General features: G+C 47.2%; 15 protein-coding genes. 9 read left to right on the top strand and 6 right to left on the bottom strand.

Annotated features, from left to right (window positions below; genetic code table 11):
* Window positions 1-26: 26 nt before the first annotated feature.
* The 3 genes from dtd to pip all read right to left on the bottom strand — a co-directional run bounded on the left by dtd (window position 27) and on the right by pip (window position 2,884).
* Entirely contained in the window at window positions 27-467 is a 441-nt protein-coding gene (gene dtd, locus AC1RJL_RS11065; RefSeq protein ID WP_492913909.1) for a D-aminoacyl-tRNA deacylase, read from the bottom strand.
* A gap of 21 nt (window positions 468-488) precedes the next feature.
* Window positions 489-1,682: a helix-turn-helix domain-containing protein gene (locus tag AC1RJL_RS11070; RefSeq protein ID WP_492913911.1), complete on the bottom strand. Its 1,194-nt coding sequence runs from the start codon at window positions 1,680-1,682 to the stop codon at window positions 489-491.
* 230 nt (window positions 1,683-1,912) lie between these two features.
* Window positions 1,913-2,884 carry a prolyl aminopeptidase gene (pip, locus tag AC1RJL_RS11075; protein ID WP_492913913.1) on the bottom strand — a complete coding sequence of 324 codons (972 nt, stop codon included), beginning with the start codon at window positions 2,882-2,884 and terminating at the stop codon, window positions 1,913-1,915.
* A 250-nt stretch (window positions 2,885-3,134) separates the two neighbouring features.
* Here pip and AC1RJL_RS11080 point away from each other — a divergent pair, with 250 nt between their 5' ends.
* The 6 genes from AC1RJL_RS11080 to AC1RJL_RS11105 all read left to right on the top strand — a co-directional run bounded on the left by AC1RJL_RS11080 (window position 3,135) and on the right by AC1RJL_RS11105 (window position 10,313).
* Window positions 3,135-3,857 carry a helix-turn-helix transcriptional regulator gene (locus tag AC1RJL_RS11080; RefSeq protein ID WP_492913914.1) on the top strand — a complete coding sequence of 241 codons (723 nt, stop codon included), beginning with the start codon at window positions 3,135-3,137 and terminating at the stop codon, window positions 3,855-3,857.
* Between the two features lie 65 nt (window positions 3,858-3,922).
* Window positions 3,923-5,065, top strand: coding sequence for a PQQ-dependent sugar dehydrogenase (locus AC1RJL_RS11085; protein WP_492913916.1), 1,143 nt, complete (start codon window positions 3,923-3,925; stop codon window positions 5,063-5,065).
* A gap of 115 nt (window positions 5,066-5,180) precedes the next feature.
* Window positions 5,181-5,585 carry a gamma-glutamylcyclotransferase family protein gene (locus tag AC1RJL_RS11090; RefSeq protein WP_492913918.1) on the top strand — a complete coding sequence of 135 codons (405 nt, stop codon included), beginning with the start codon at window positions 5,181-5,183 and terminating at the stop codon, window positions 5,583-5,585.
* A 102-nt stretch (window positions 5,586-5,687) separates the two neighbouring features.
* Window positions 5,688-6,755, top strand: a complete 1,068-nt coding sequence (gene hemH / locus AC1RJL_RS11095; RefSeq protein WP_492913919.1) for a ferrochelatase — start codon at window positions 5,688-5,690, stop codon at window positions 6,753-6,755.
* 194 nt (window positions 6,756-6,949) lie between these two features.
* A complete protein-coding gene (locus AC1RJL_RS11100; protein WP_492913921.1) occupies window positions 6,950-7,591 on the top strand; it encodes a biliverdin-producing heme oxygenase in 642 nt (213 codons plus the stop codon).
* Window positions 7,578-10,313, top strand: a complete 2,736-nt coding sequence (locus tag AC1RJL_RS11105) for an ATP-binding protein (protein ID WP_492913923.1) — start codon at window positions 7,578-7,580, stop codon at window positions 10,311-10,313. Before AC1RJL_RS11100 ends, AC1RJL_RS11105 begins: the two co-directional genes overlap by 14 nt.
* 62 nt (window positions 10,314-10,375) lie before the next feature.
* Here the strand turns inward: AC1RJL_RS11105 and AC1RJL_RS11110 are convergent, their stop codons facing one another.
* From AC1RJL_RS11110 to AC1RJL_RS11120, 3 genes are all read right to left on the bottom strand, one after another.
* Complete coding sequence (locus AC1RJL_RS11110) at window positions 10,376-11,182, bottom strand: sulfite exporter TauE/SafE family protein (RefSeq protein WP_492913925.1); 807 nt, start codon at window positions 11,180-11,182, stop codon at window positions 10,376-10,378.
* A 205-nt stretch (window positions 11,183-11,387) separates the two neighbouring features.
* A complete protein-coding gene (typA, locus tag AC1RJL_RS11115) occupies window positions 11,388-13,214 on the bottom strand; it encodes a translational GTPase TypA (RefSeq protein ID WP_492913927.1) in 1,827 nt (608 codons plus the stop codon).
* 281 nt (window positions 13,215-13,495) lie between these two features.
* Complete coding sequence (locus AC1RJL_RS11120; RefSeq protein WP_492913928.1) at window positions 13,496-13,765, bottom strand: MarR family transcriptional regulator; 270 nt, start codon at window positions 13,763-13,765, stop codon at window positions 13,496-13,498.
* Between the two features lie 112 nt (window positions 13,766-13,877).
* Between AC1RJL_RS11120 and AC1RJL_RS11125 the strand changes: the two genes are divergently transcribed.
* The 3 genes from AC1RJL_RS11125 (at window position 13,878) to AC1RJL_RS11135 (ending at window position 15,036) form a co-directional block, all read left to right on the top strand.
* Window positions 13,878-14,108: an antitoxin gene (locus tag AC1RJL_RS11125; RefSeq protein ID WP_492913930.1), complete on the top strand. Its 231-nt coding sequence runs from the start codon at window positions 13,878-13,880 to the stop codon at window positions 14,106-14,108.
* A gap of 10 nt (window positions 14,109-14,118) precedes the next feature.
* Window positions 14,119-14,523 (top strand): type II toxin-antitoxin system tRNA(fMet)-specific endonuclease VapC, encoded by a 405-nt coding sequence (gene vapC / locus AC1RJL_RS11130; protein ID WP_492913932.1) that lies wholly within the window; start codon window positions 14,119-14,121, stop codon window positions 14,521-14,523.
* A 78-nt stretch (window positions 14,524-14,601) separates the two neighbouring features.
* Complete coding sequence (locus AC1RJL_RS11135; protein ID WP_492913934.1) at window positions 14,602-15,036, top strand: hypothetical protein; 435 nt, start codon at window positions 14,602-14,604, stop codon at window positions 15,034-15,036.
* Window positions 15,037-15,051: the final 15 nt, after the last annotated feature.

Raw genomic sequence — 15,051 nt, forward strand, 5'->3', positions numbered from 1 at the left:
CTATGCGCTGATTGATCGCTTTATTTTTACTCCATTTCCAGCAGAAACGTAACTGGCCCATCGTTAACCAAACTCACCTGCATATCTGCTGCAAAAATGCCGGTTGCAATCTGCGGATATTTGCTACGCATTTGCACTACAAAATAATCGTAGAGGGCTTCGGCTTGGGTGGGAGGTGCAGCGGATGAGAAGCTGGGGCGCAGGCCTTTTTTGGTGTCGGCGGCAAGGGTGAATTGGGATACGACCAAGATACCGCCGTCGATTTGTTGGACGTTGCAATTCATTTTTTTGTTTTCATCGGAAAAAATTCGGTAAGCGAGAATTTTGTCGATCAGTTTATCCGCTGTTTCTTCAGTATCATTTTTTTGGATTCCAAGTAGTAATAAAATTCCCTGTTGTATTTCGCCCGTGATTTTTCCATCGACAGTAACGGATGCTTGTTTGACGCGCTGAATTAAACCCAACATACATAGACCTGATAAATAACATTAGTTAAGCGGCTTGACTGATTTTCGGTATTCGCTGGGCGTCATGCCCGCTTTTTTCTTGAATAGTGTGTTGAAAGTGGCTTTGCTGTTAAAGCCGACATCCAGCATTATATCAAGCATATTTTTATCGGCGTATTGTTTATCGGCCAGCATACGTTTGGCTTCTTCCACACGATAGGAATTAATAAACTCAAAGAAGTTGCAATCAAAGTGTCTGTTAATGATATTGGACAGCAATCGCGGCTGCAGGCGCAATTGCCCCGCAAGTTTTTCCAGAGTTAATGCGGGTGTTAGATAAGGCTTCTCTGTTTCCATATGGCGCGCTAATTGTTCGATCATTTCCGGTTTGATTTTTTCCTTTTGCCCTTCGGGTTCCTGTTCGTCCTTTGCCGCTTCCGGTTCTTGTGGCGGGCGCAATTCCAAGCCTTCAAATACACTGGAATGCCCAAGTCCAAAAAAGATCAGGATGCTCACCAGCAAGAAAGTGATGTAGTTGCCGGCCAAGCCCATGATTTCAAAGTTGGTGGTGATACCAAAACTGATTGAAAGAATAATCATCGCTGCCACTAATACTGCCCAGGAGCGAATTGCCAGGAAGCCGATGACCAGAATTTTTAGCCAGGTTAAATCGATCTTGTCGATATCAGAAAAATTGGTGCGGATATGTTGTGTGTAGCGTTTGATTTCAATCAGGCAGATAACACCCAGCGCAACACGGAATAATTCGCGGAACAGCGTAACGTAATTCATGATTTGCGGCGCGACAGCCAAATCGTATTGTTCCTGGATAGTTTTTTTATCGCTCACATCGAGACTGTAATAAAAAATTAATTGATAGCCCGCGTAGGCAATAAACGGTAGCAAATAAATAATGTCTTTTAAGCGCAGATGATAATCTTTGTAGATCAGTGAGCGCGTGTACCACAGCAGCAGCGGTCCTTCCAACCAATAGCCGAAGCCAAATACGTAAAACAGGTCGGGCGACCACTCAATGGCGATATGGCGGAACTCGGCACCAAAGCTGATGAGAATATCGAGCGGAATAGCGGCTTGCTGTAGCAAAAAGACAGCCAGAAAAACATTGCGGATATATTTTTCGCGCTTGATGGTTAACAGCAGCAATGCAAAGAGGATGCATTGGTACGCGGTCATTAGCAGCACGACATCGTGGGTATTGAAGATTACATCATACATGGATCACTGCTCCGCTGCGGCTGTACGGCATGTTATTAATTTTGTGCTCAGCCTGATCGTCAGTTTTATGGTTTATTCTCACTGCCAATGAATCTGGCTGTGGCAGGTCTTGAGCCTGCGGGTTTGATCATACCATCGAATTATCTTCTACAAAAAGCGACTGGAAAATCTGCTACAAAATAAAACGGAGCCAAGTGGCTCCGTTTTATTTTACCGCTGTGCAAAAAAGTTTATGCCAATCGATCGCCGGTATGGAGCAGGTTTTTAGCCATATCGTCGGTTGCGCGAATCAGCGCATCCACAATGCCGGGTTCGCGTGAGGCGTGCCCCGCTTCGCGGATGATTTGCAGCTCGGAACCTGGCCAGGCTTTGTGCAGGGCGTAGGCATTATCGAGCGGACAAATGACATCGTAACGGCCATGCACAATCATGCCGGGAATGCCGGCGAGCTTATGGGCATCGCGCAAAATCTGGTTGTGTTCCAAAAACGCATCGTTCACAAAATAGTGGGCTTCAATGCGCGCGAGTGACAGTGCGCGATGCGGTTCGGTAAAGGAGTCAACAACATCCTGGCAAGGTTTGAGCGTAGCAGTGCGACCCTCCCAGCAAGACCAGATTTTGGCGGCGGTCATTTGCTGGATCTGGTTGTCGCCGATCAGTTGGCGATAGTAAGCGCCGATTATGTCATTGCGTTCTGTTTCGGGAATCTGGCCGACAAAATCGTCCCAGTAATCGGGGAATAAACGGCTGGCACCTTCCTGGTAGAACCAGAGCAAATCTTCGCGGCGGCAGAGAAAGATGCCGCGCAAAATTAAACCCAGCACGCGCTCGGGATAGCTTTGTGCGTAGACAAGGCTGAGGGTAGAGCCCCATGAGCCGCCGAACAAAACCCATTTATCGATACCGAGTGCGGTGCGGATAACCTCTATATCTTCCACCAATTTTTGTGTGGTATTGCCTTCCAGTTCGGCATGCGGACGCGAGCGGCCTGCACCGCGTTGGTCAAACAAGACAATGCGATAGATTTCCGGATCAAAAAAGCGGCGGTCATATTTGCCGCAACCTGCACCCGGGCCGCCATGTACAAATAATACGGGGATGCCATCCGGGTTGCCGGACTCATCGACATACAATTCATGGGGTGGCTCTACGGCGATTTGGTGACGCTGATAGGGTTTTATCTCGGGATAAAAAATCTGCATAAACTGGCCTTGTTCGGATCAACCACATAGGGACACGCGGAGATTAGCGTCCAATAAAGGTAGCACAGCAGGCCTCGTAAGCGCTCACTTTTCGCGATGAAAACTGGACGTTGCCACAAATCGACGGCGCTTTGGGGGCGCGAGACTCGTCTGTCGCCTAACATTTAAACGCTTGCTGACATAAACTGTCAGGAGCGCTCACTAGCATAGCGCATCCATCACCGATTCAGTACTTTATCCCGAGCCTCTTATGCATCGCGCCGAACGCCTTTTCCAGCTCACCACCTTGTTGCGCAACCGCCGTACCGTGCTTACCGCCAAGCAAATGAGCGAGCATTTGCGAGTTTCCGAGCGCACCATTTACCGCGATATCCAATCGCTCAGCCTCTCGGGCGTGCCTATTGAAGGAGAGGCCGGGGTGGGTTATCGCCTGTCGCATCGTTACCAGTTGCCGCCGCTGATGTTTGACCGCGAAGAAGTTGAGGCGCTGTTGCTCGGTGCGCGCATGGTGAGCAGTTGGGGCGATACCGATATGGCGATTCATGCCAATCAGGCGATCCAGAAAATCCTTGCAGTGCTACCGGACCATCTACGCCACAGCGATGAAAACCTGCCGCTGCTGGTGCCCAATATGGAAGAAGTACAAAAATATTACACCGCGCACAGCCAGCCGATGCGTGAGGCCATTCGCTTGCGCCAACGGGTTGCGATTGATTATGTGCGCGCAGATGAACAGCAAAGTTCGCGCACCATTGAACCGCTCGGCCTGATTTTTTGGGGTAAGGTATGGACGCTGGTGGCTTGGTGTCACCTGCGCGTTGATTACCGCACCTTCCGCCTCGATCGAATCCAATCCATTATGGTAACCGATGAAACATTTGAGACGAGCGATAACAAAAGCCTCAAACACTTTTTAAATCTCATGAAAGAAAAGTATGCACATGAGCCCGAGGCAACTCTTCCTCATGCTTAACAAAGCTTGAATTGCTCTCCCGCTATACGCTTGTTAACCTGATAAAAATCTATCAGGAGCTCCGCATGAAACTTCGTACTCTCAACCTCGCCTTATGTTTTGCCGCTATCGCACCCTTTGCGGCAGCGCAAGGTAGCACTGGCAAGACTATCAGCATCACCAGTGAAGCCGCTAATTTTCAAGTGAAAACGGTTGTACAGGGTTTGGAGAATGCCTGGGGCATGGCATTTTTACCAGATGGCAGCATGCTGGTAACCGAACGTCCAGGCCGGATGCGCATTGTCAGTGCCGATGGAAAATTAGGTACGCCTTTAAGTGGTTTGCCAAAAATAGTTGCGCAAGGCCAGGGTGGCTTGCTGGATGTGGTGCTCGCGCCGGATTTTGCCACCAGCAAAAAAATCTATTTCAGTTATTCAGAGCCGGGTGAAGGCAGTTTGAATAGCACTGCGGTCAGTTTTGCCACGCTCAACGGCAATAAATTGGAAAATGTGACACGCGTATTCAGCCAGAAACCCAAGATTGATAGCACCAATCATTTTGGTTCTCGCCTGGTGTGGGCGCCGGACGGCACATTGTTTATTACGCTCGGCGATCGTTACAGCGAAAAAGATAAAGCACAAACCCTCGATAATCATCAAGGTAAAGTTGTTCGCATTAATGCTGACGGTACCGCCCCCAAAGATAATCCATTTGTAAAAACACCGGGTGCATTACCAGAGATTTGGTCTTACGGTCACCGCAATATGCAAGGCGCGGCGATCAATCCCATCACCAAAGAATTATGGACTGGCGAGCATGGCCCACAAGGTGGTGATGAATTAAATATTGATCGCGCAGCAAAAAATTATGGCTGGCCAGTCATCACCTACGGTGAAAATTATGGCGGTGGAAAAATTGGCGAAGGCACACAAAAAACCGGCATGGAGCAACCCAACTACAAATGGGTGCCTTCTATTGCAACAGCCGGTTTTATTTTTTACACCGGTGACAAATTTCCCCGGTGGAAAAATAATATTTTGCTCGCCAGCTTAAGGGATAAAACCCTGGTGCGTCTGGTTGTCGATGGCGAGAAAATTACCAGGGAAGAGCGTTTGCTCGCCAAAGAATTAGATCAACGCCTGCGTCATGTAGTGCAGGGGCCGGATGGATTGGTGTATTTGCTTACCGACGAAGTGAAAAGTAATATTTACCAATTATCACCGCAATAACGTAGGGGCGCCGCTTGCTGCGCCCTCTTGCTTTTGCGTCCTTCTCACGTTTGTGCCTTTTCCATCATTTGCCTCTTCCCCCAACTCCCGCTGCTGTGGGAGTTTTTCTTTGTGAGTGAATAAGTTGATGCTCAATGAATGTATTTTTGTGTATGGGACTTTGCGTCGCGCTTGCTCCACCGGTGCGCATGATAAATATCTGTCCGGTGCCAATTTTATTGCACCGGCAAAAATCAAGGGCAAATTATTCAAGGTCAGTTATTACCCGGCATTGGTCATTGATGATGATGCGGATTGGGTAATGGGTGAGGTCTACCAGCTTGCGTCGACAGAACAGCTCGCTACATTGGATGCCTATGAAGAGTGCACTTTTCCCGCACTGCCCGAGCAGGAATACCGGCGGCAAAAAGTCACTGTGTTAACGGATGTGGGCGAACAGTTATCTGTTTGGGTCTACGCTTATCAACAAGCCAGTGCGCAGTTGGAATTTATCGCGAGCGGTGACTTTCTCAATCCCTGATGCTGCCGCCAGCAGCCGTTTCAACCTGCAGCTGGATTTCCACCGCATCTGCAGGTATGTTGTGCCCACGTTGATACCGGGGCAATAATTCGCGGAACTAGCATGAGCAAACTCAGCATGACCAAAACCAGCATGACCAAAACCAGCATGAACAAATACACTGCCCTTAATTACGATATAGACCCGGTATTTCATGCGGCCGGAAAACCTGATTCCAAGGTCGGTGTTTTACTCACCAATCTCGGTACCCCGGATGCCCCTACCGCATCGGCTTTACGCCGCTACCTGCGGGAATTTTTATCTGATCCACGCGTAATTGAAATTCCTCGTTTGGCATGGATGGTTATTTTGCACGGCATTATTTTACGGGTGCGCCCGAAAAAATCGGCGAAGTTGTATCAATCAGTCTGGACCAGTGAAGGCTCACCGTTGCTGGTGATAAGTAAACAGCAGCAACGGGCAATCCAGGAACAATTGGGCAGTGATTTCAGTGTAAAACTCGGCATGCGTTACGGTAACCCTTCTATTGCCAGCGGTTTACGCGAATTACAAAAAGAAGGGGCGCGCAAAATTATTGTGCTGCCACTTTATCCACAATACGCCGCACCGACTACCGGTTCCAGTTTTGATGCCATAGCAAAAGAATTGATCCGCTGGCGCTGGGTGCCGGAAATGCATTTCATTAATAATTATTGTGATGAACCTTTATATATCGACGCACTCGCTAACTCGGTTCGTGAACACATTGAAAAAATTGGCAAACCGCAAAAAATTATTTTCTCCTATCACGGCACTCCCAAACGCAATCTCGATTTGGGCGATCCCTATTATTGTTTTTGTATTAAAACCACGCGTCTGGTGGCAGAAAAATTAGGGCTCGATAAAAATGATTATATCGCCAGCTTCCAATCGCGCTTTGGTTACGCCGAATGGTTAAAACCCTACACTGATGAAACCCTGAAAAATTTGCCGGCAGAAGGGATAAAGCAGGTTGCGATTTTATCGCCGGCATTCAGCGCCGACTGTCTGGAAACCCTGGAAGAATTAGCGGTGGAAAATCGCCACACCTTTATGGAGGCGGGTGGCGAAAGTTATCACTACATTGCCGCATTAAATGATCGTGCGGATCATATTTCTGCATTGGCAGAATTGATAAAAACCAAAAGCTGAATGTCTGTTTTTATTCGGTTAAACCGATTTTTAATTAAAACCAGGTAGCGTAAATATCCCCTTTTTAATTCCTTCTTGCATAGCATGTTATTGTGATGACTGGCGTGTAGATCCAGCTTTTCGTAATATAGGAACTTTCCTTACTTACTGCACCAAACAATAATAATCTCCCTCCTTTTTTCCATTGAGGCTATATGACCCTGACCTCTGTAGTGGCTCCCCTTGCCTCTGTGCCTTTGCGCCAGCGTTTGCGGCAGGAGACCGACGATATCCATCAATTACTGCATCGCGATAGCAGTATGAATAAGATGATGAGTGAATATGGCTCCAAAGCAGATTACCTGCGGGTGCTGCAGAATTTTTTTCAATTTTACCGTCGTACCGAGGCTTTCTTTGAATTTATTCCACCTGAGTGTCGCTTTACCCACGAGGTAAAACCGCTGGAATGGCTGCGTAAAGACTTTGCAATCTTGGGCGAACCATTTCCACCATTAGCCTCTGCTTATGAACATGCGGCAGCTAAGTACGCCATCGCACAGACGCTGGAAAGTTACCTGGGATATTTATATGTAAAACAGGGGTCCACCTTAGGTGGCCAAGTCATTAGTAAGCAGCTAAAAAAACTGGGATTTGAGCCCGGTGAATCACAGTTCTTTTTCAATGGCTCGGGTAGTAACACCGGTGATAATTGGAAAGAATTTCTCGCCTTCCTCGCACAACTCGAACCTGATATTAATGCAGATTCCGTAGTATCCAGCGCGCGAACGCACTTTTTAATCCTCCATCACTTATTTTCGCAATCATTTACCTCGGGAGGGGAAAATGGATCAAGGTAATCTGCATATTCCACGTGAACAGCTCACTGAAGAGCAATTGGAAGCGGCGCTGCAACAATGCGCCAATGAACCTATACATATGCCTAATTGCATTCAGCCGCATGGTTTAATGTTGGTCACCAGCGACACCTCAGAAGAAATTATTCAGGTGAGTGAAAATGTTAGCGAGCATTTGGGGGTAAGTGCACAGGCGTGTGTAGGAAAGCATTTGGCCGATATTATCGGTATTGAAAATTTGCAAACGATTAACGAGGCAATTCGTGAAGCGGATCTTGCACCCTACAAATTCACTTCGGTAGAGCTTGCGGGGAAATCGTACGATGCGGTGGTGCATTTTTCCCGACACTATAAAGTGATTGAGTTTGAACCCAAAATTGATGGTACGCGTAAAGATGCGCTACAAAAAGTCTATGAAGACCTGCGCAATTATTCGATTGCCGCGCAAAAAGCTTACGATGTTGAATCGCTATATGATTTGATGGTTGCCCATGTGCGGAGTATTACCGGGTTTGATCGGGTAAAACTGTATAAATTTGATGAATCCTGGAATGGCGCAGTCGTTGCGGAAAATCGCACTGAGCATATGCCCAGCTACCTCGGTTTGAATTTTCCCGCCAGTGATATTCCCGAGCAAGCGCGCCGCTTGTACAGCATTAATTATTTGCGTCTTATTCCTGATATTCGCTATCGTCCATCGCCGCTTTATCCACCGCTGGTTGAAGGTTCGCATAAACCGCTTGATATGAGTTACTCGGTGTTGCGCAGCGTTTCCCCTATCCACATCCAGTATCTGGAAAATATCGACGTGGAAGCATCCATGTCTATTTCCATTATGCAGGACAATAAATTGTGGGGTTTGATTGCTTGCCATCACACAGCCAGCTTGCATATTCCCCATAGTATTCGCGTGCTGTGCGAAATTATTGCACATATTTTTTCCGCTAAACTGACCACTATGCGCCGTTCAGTCGACAACCAGCGCCATGAAGTGCGCAAATTGTTAATCGAAAAATTATCGCTAACCACCAGCCTTGACACCTTTGAAAATACTATTGCAAAAAATAGCGAGATTGCTTTGCAAGCACTTGATGCCGACGGCATAGCGATTTTTTCCGATGGGAAATTCTGGTACTTCGGCGAAACATTTGAACAGGAATATCTTGATCGCTTGGCGGCCTGGTATCGAAAGTTTGGCAACAAGACGGTGGTGCATACCAGCTTTGTGGGCGATTATTTTCAGCACGATGAAGTGTTAAAAAACCTTAGCGGTGGATTGCTTTTTGTACCTATCGGCGTTTATAGCGAAGATATTGCCATTTGGTTTCGCAAAGCGAGAGCCGAAAGTGTTAATTGGGCGGGCAATCCGGAAAAACCTATCGAGCAAACTAAAGCCGGTTATCGGTTGACACCACGCAGTTCATTTGAGTTATGGCAAACCACTGTGCAAGGGCGCAGTAAAAACTGGTCATTTCTGGATATTGAAACAGCTGAATCTATTGCGCAAATTATTTTGGAAAATAGCAAGATCCAATCTGATATCGCAAACAAAGCAAAAACTGATTTCCTTTCGCATATGTCCCATGAATTGCGTACTCCCTTGGGCGCAATTATTTCCATTATCCAGGTGCTAAATCGCGATACGACACTGACCGAAGATCAGCGCCGGTTGATTTACAATTTGGAAGTCAGTTCGGATTCGCTGTTTAGCCTGATTAATGATTTGCTCGACATCAGCAAAATTGAAGCAAACGAATATTTATTGGAGCTGGCACCCTTCAAAGTGGCAGAATTGGTTGAAGACGTGCGCAGTATTATGTCTGTCAAGGCAACCGAGAAAAGTCTGCAGTTAGGTATCAATTATCTGGCGACCAAGGATTATGTCTTTCAGGGCGATAAAACCAAGATCAAACAAATCCTGTTTAATCTGGTGAATAATGCAATCAAATTTACCGAGCGCGGCTTCGTTAATTTGTTCGCCAGCATTAACGATAGCGAGCATCCTGAAATAAAAATCCTTACCTTTGAGGTGATCGATTCAGGTATTGGTATTGATGAAAGCAAATTGAATTCTATCTTTGAAAAATTCATCCAGGCTGATAGCAGCACCTCGCGCCTTTATGGTGGTACCGGTTTGGGATTATCGATTTGTAAAAGCATTGTGGAATTGATGGGCGGCGAAATTGTTGTTACCAGCAAGCTGGGCTTGGGCAGTAATTTTAAGGTGTCGTTGCCTCTGCCGTGCAAACAAGCGCAATCGAATGAGGTAGAATTATTTGGCAGCGAGCATACACTTACTGATAAAATTGACAGCAAAGATCGCCTGAAAATTTTGGTTGCAGAGGATTACGAAGGCAATATTATTGCGGTGCTCGACTATTTGCAAAGTGAAGGTTGTGAAGTGGTCATTGCCAAGAACGGCGAAATCGCGGTGAAGTATTATCAATCCACCAACTTCGATATTATTTTGATGGATGTACAAATGCCGCGTATGGATGGCTTGACTGCAACGCGTATCATTAAAGAAATGGAAACAAAAAATAAAAAACGCCCCACACCAATTCTGGGTATGACTGCCAATGCATTAAAAGAAGATCGCGATCGCTGCCTGGCCGCAGGTATGGATGATTACATCAGCAAACCCATGCGGCTCGATGAGCTTTCCACCAAAATCAAACGCTTGGTGGAATCGAATCGCGGCACTGAAGTTGAATCATCACACTGATAACCGGTGAAATAAAAAAGGGGCGGATGATTATTTCATTCGCCCTTTTTTATTACCATTCTTTAGTGGCCAAAGACAGTAAGCAGCATGTGTATCGATAAGCCAATTAATAACAGCGCAAATAATTTTTTAAGTAAACTAACCGGTAACCGATGCGCGAGCATTGCACCCAGTGGCGCGGTGATAAAACTCATCGCCGCCATCAATAATACCGCAGGCCAAAAAACATAACCCAGTGTGTATGCAGGCAGGTCAGTAATATTCCATCCGTTAACGACATAACCTGCTGCACCAGCAAGGGCGATCGGTAAACCCACTGCCGCAGATGTCCCAATCGCGACGGGCAATGCGATATTACACCACACTAAAAACGGCACTGTGAGTGTACCACCGCCAATTGCAACCAATGCCGAGATCGCACCTATACCTGAGCCTGCTGCCGCCGTTGCTAAGCTGCCTGGTAATTGCTGTGTTGGTTTTGGCTTGCGATTAAGCACCATTTGCAGCGCGACCAATGCCATAAAGCATGAGAAAAAAATTGCCAGCGGTTTTGCGGATAAATAACTCGCCAAAAAAGTACCGGCGAAAGTGCCAAGCAAAATCCCCGGGGTAATTTTTATTACCACCGGCCACAACACCGCTTTGTGTTTGTGATGCGCACGCAAGCTCGCAATTGCAGTTGGCACAATCGCAGCCATCGATGTTGCCAGCGCCATATGTAAAATATGTTCAGCGGGAAATTGGTGCTGCACAAATAGCAGCGTTAGTATCGGCACCATAATGCCGCCGCCGCCAATACCAAACAGGCCGGCGAATAATCCGGTGCAGGCGCCGAGCGCGAGCAGGGAAATAATTAAATTAATATCCATTGTGAAAATTTCGTTGGTGCTTGGGCGCTCCGGCAGAAGCCTTCACGACACGCCGTGAATACATCCCTGTAGGCTCGATGTTGCGACGGTCGTGAAAACTTCTACCGGAGCACCCTGAGAATGAGTGTCTTGATTCCAAAAAAAATCCCCATCGTTTTCACGCTGGGGATTTTTATCGCATAACGATTATGAAGCTTGGTAATCGTTACGCTTTTTTGCCGCGCTTACGCTCGTTTTCGGTGAGCAATTTTTTGCGCACACGAATGCTGAGCGGAGTTACTTCTACCAACTCGTCATCTTCAATAAATTCCAGCGCCTGTTCCAGGGTGTGACGGATTGGCGGTGACAGGGTCAGCGCATCGTCAGTACCGGAAGCACGAACGTTGGTTAATTGCTTGGCTTTGGTTGGGTTTACTACCAGATCATTGTTGCGCGAGTGAATACCCACCACTTGACCTTCATATACTTCAACACCCGCACCGTAGAACAAACGGCCACGTTCTTGCAGCGGGTGTAAACCGTAGGCGAGGGTTTTGCCCTTCACCATAGAGATCAGTACACCGTTTTGACGTTTGGCTACTTCGCCTTCTTTTACCGGGCCGTAGTGATCAAAAATACTGGTCATGATGCCGGAACCGGACGTCATGGTCAGGAACTGGCCACGGAAACCGATCAAACCACGGGATGGGCAGAGGAATTCCAGCTTGATACGGCCTTTGCCATCCGGCTCCATATTGTTCAGCTCGCCTTTGCGCAGGCCGAGTTCTTCCATCACTTTACCTTGATGCTCTTCTTCAACGTCGATCACCACTTGCTCGAACGGCTCGTGGATCACGCCATCAACGATTTTTTGTACCACTTCAGGACGTGAAACGCCCAGCTCGTAGCCTTCGCGACGCATGTTTTCGATGAGTACTGACAGATGCAATTCACCGCGGCCCGAGACGATAAATTTGTCCGGGGTTTCGCCCTGCTGCACACGCAGTGCCACGTTGGCAATCAATTCCTGATCCAGGCGGTCTTTGATATTACGGCTGGTAACATACTTGCCTTCTTTACCGGCAAACGGTGAATCGTTTACCTGGAAGGTCATGCTTACGGTCGGCTCGTCGATCGACAGGGCTGGCAATGCTTCGATGCAATCCGGGCTGCACAGGGTATCGGAGATGCCCAGTTTATCTACACCGGTAATACAGACGATATCGCCCGCGTAGGCTTTGTCAGTCTCGATACGTTGCAGGCCGTGGTAGCCCATTACTTGCAGTACTTTGGCTTTGCGGGTGTTGCCTTCGTGGTCAACCACCACGATTTGCTGGTTGGGCGACAGGCTGCCGCGGGTGATACGGCCGATACCGATAACGCCCACATAGCTGCTGTAATCCAGCGCAGAGATTTGCATTTGGAAGGCGCCGTCCAGGTCAACCTGGGGCGGCTTCACTTTATCGACAATCATTTGGAACAAGGGGGTCATGTCTTCAGCGATGTCATCGGGTGACAGGCCGGCAACACCATTCAATGCAGAAGCATAAATGATGGGAAAATCGAGCTGCTCTTCAGTTGCACCCAAGCGGTCGAACAAATCAAATACCTGGTCAACAACCCACTCAGGGCGTGCGCCCGGACGGTCAATCTTGTTGATAACCACAATCGGGTTCAAACCTTGTTCGAACGCTTTTGAGGTAACGAAACGGGTTTGTGGCATTGGGCCGCCAACGGCGTCCACAATCAACAATACCGAGTCAACCATCGACAATACACGCTCTACCTCACCGCCGAAGTCGGCGTGGCCGGGGGTATCCACGATGTTGATGCGATAGTCGTTCCACTTGATTGCGGTATTCTTGGCCAGGATGGTAATGCCGCGCTCGCGCTCCTGGTCATTGCTATCCATGATCAGTTCCGCGCTTTCATCGCGACGGTCGAGGGTGCCGGATTGACGCAACAACTGGTCAACCATAGAGGTTTTACCGTGGTCAACGTGGGCGATAATGGCGATATTGCGCAGTTTTTCGATAGCTGATTGATCTGTCACTGTGGGATTTCTCTTGGGTATGCGCCTGATGTAAGGCAAATGGGGAAGCGTAAAAAGGCGCGCATTATACCTATGAAGGCATGACAGGGATATGGCTAACGAGGACGGATTGGCGAAAATATAGTCACTTGGATAATGCTGGAAAACATTGTTCGATTTAATAAGGGCAATACCGATAAAATCTTTCGTGAAAACTGCTGGTAACATTACATATAAATAAGTGTATGTAAAAAAACTCCAGTAATTTTACATATGGAGCTCGCGTAAGCTCATCAAACAGGTTAACGCATGAAAAGTGCGAAATAACGCTCAAAGAGGTAAATCCTGTTCCTACCATATCCAGTTGCCTCTTTCAGGATGCCCAATTCTTCAAGTTGCTTAACCAGCGCATTCGCCACTTGATGGCTTCCTTCGAGGATTTCTGCCGCTTCATTAACGCTGATCATTAGTCGTTGATAAAGGTACATCAACAATATTTTTGCCTTCTCTGCCCTCCGCCCCAGGCCTGGAATCTGATGTTCCACATCCTGTCGCAACGTCATGATTGTCATAAATGTGTTTTGCACGGATATGCTTACGGCAGCTCTATTGGTGAAAATTTAAGCTGTCAGTGTAAAGACTTCATGTATATACTGCATGTAAATACGCCACGGAGATAGAGTCATGACACTTGCCCGTGTTTTTCAGTCGGGGAACAGCCAGGCCGTAAGGCTCCCCAAAGAATTTCGTTTTGATGTTGACCAGGTTGAAATCTTCCGGCGCGGTGATGAAATCGTCTTACGTGCTGTCACCCCCAATGCCGGGGCTATATTTGATGCCCTTACCCGGCTTCCAATCGATTTTGTGGAGCAAGACCGGGACGACCTGCCACCTCAAGAAAGGGAAGATTTTTAAAGGACTATCTATGACCACACGTTACTTGCTTGATATGAATATCTGCATTTATATCGCTAAACATAACCCTCTTTCCGTACGTGAACGCTTTGCGCAACACTCGGCTAATGAATTGGCTATGTCTGTTATTACTCTGGGCGAGTTGCGTTTTGGGGCTGAAAAGAGTCGTGCCAAAAAACAGGCAGTGGCAGTAATTAATGACTTGGTCAACCTGCTGAATATTGAAGTACTTTCAGAAGAGGTTGCCACGCATTACGGTGAAATTCGGGCGCAACTACAAAAAACGGGGCAAGTTATCGGCAACAATGATTTATGGCTAGCCGCTCATGCTCGCTCACAAAATTGGGTGCTGGTAACGAATAACGAAAAGGAGTTTTTACGAGTTGAGGGATTGAAGGTGGAGAATTGGGTGTAGGCCCGTGTAATGGATATATCCCAATTTATAGTTAAACTCCATATGACTTGATATGTATGATTTTGACGCAAATTAGGAATGCCAATAACTGAAGCGCTTGGTTCTATAAATGATCGGCTGAAGGGTGCAATGACTCCGGATGTGGCCACCATTATCGAACAAACTACACCAATAATTCCTGTAGCGGAAAGCGCTGACGAGCCACAGATAGTCACGTCAGCTGAAGAATTAGAAGGATTTCATCTTGTAAGGGCAGTTTTACGAGAATTTGTTAGTGCTAAACGTATTGTTATGCGAGATGCGCAAAGTTATTGCGCGATTTTGCTTGACGATAACAATCGAAAGCCTATTTGTAGATTACGTTTTAATAACACACAAAATCTTCGATTAGGGATTTTCAATGAGAAGAAGGAAGAGCTGATTCAGCAAATTGAAAGCATTGATGATATTTTTAATTTTGCTGATCAACTAAAAGCCACCATTGCGTCCTACGAGGCCGGCACCAAAGAGTAAAGACGAACACTCTAC

The sequence above is a fragment of the Cellvibrio sp. GW822-FHT04B05 genome, from assembly GCF_058800985.1.

Bases quoted from the DNA above. Each gene is read 5' to 3' on its own strand.
- dtd (WP_492913909.1), bottom strand. From the start codon at position 467: ATGTTGGGTTTAATTCAGCGCGTCAAACAAGCATCCGTTACTGTCGAT.
- AC1RJL_RS11070 (WP_492913911.1), bottom strand. From the start codon at position 1,682: ATGTATGATGTAATCTTCAATACCCACGATGTCGTGCTGCTAATGACC.
- pip (WP_492913913.1), bottom strand. From the start codon at position 2,884: ATGCAGATTTTTTATCCCGAGATAAAACCCTATCAGCGTCACCAAATC.
- AC1RJL_RS11080 (WP_492913914.1), top strand. From the start codon at position 3,135: ATGCATCGCGCCGAACGCCTTTTCCAGCTCACCACCTTGTTGCGCAAC.
- AC1RJL_RS11085 (WP_492913916.1), top strand. From the start codon at position 3,923: ATGAAACTTCGTACTCTCAACCTCGCCTTATGTTTTGCCGCTATCGCA.
- hemH (WP_492913919.1), top strand. From the start codon at position 5,688: ATGAGCAAACTCAGCATGACCAAAACCAGCATGACCAAAACCAGCATG.
- AC1RJL_RS11100 (WP_492913921.1), top strand. From the start codon at position 6,950: ATGACCCTGACCTCTGTAGTGGCTCCCCTTGCCTCTGTGCCTTTGCGC.
- AC1RJL_RS11105 (WP_492913923.1), top strand. From the start codon at position 7,578: ATGGATCAAGGTAATCTGCATATTCCACGTGAACAGCTCACTGAAGAG.
- AC1RJL_RS11110 (WP_492913925.1), bottom strand. From the start codon at position 11,182: ATGGATATTAATTTAATTATTTCCCTGCTCGCGCTCGGCGCCTGCACC.
- AC1RJL_RS11120 (WP_492913928.1), bottom strand. From the start codon at position 13,765: ATGACAATCATGACGTTGCGACAGGATGTGGAACATCAGATTCCAGGC.
- AC1RJL_RS11125 (WP_492913930.1), top strand. From the start codon at position 13,878: ATGACACTTGCCCGTGTTTTTCAGTCGGGGAACAGCCAGGCCGTAAGG.
- vapC (WP_492913932.1), top strand. From the start codon at position 14,119: ATGACCACACGTTACTTGCTTGATATGAATATCTGCATTTATATCGCT.
- AC1RJL_RS11135 (WP_492913934.1), top strand. From the start codon at position 14,602: ATGCCAATAACTGAAGCGCTTGGTTCTATAAATGATCGGCTGAAGGGT.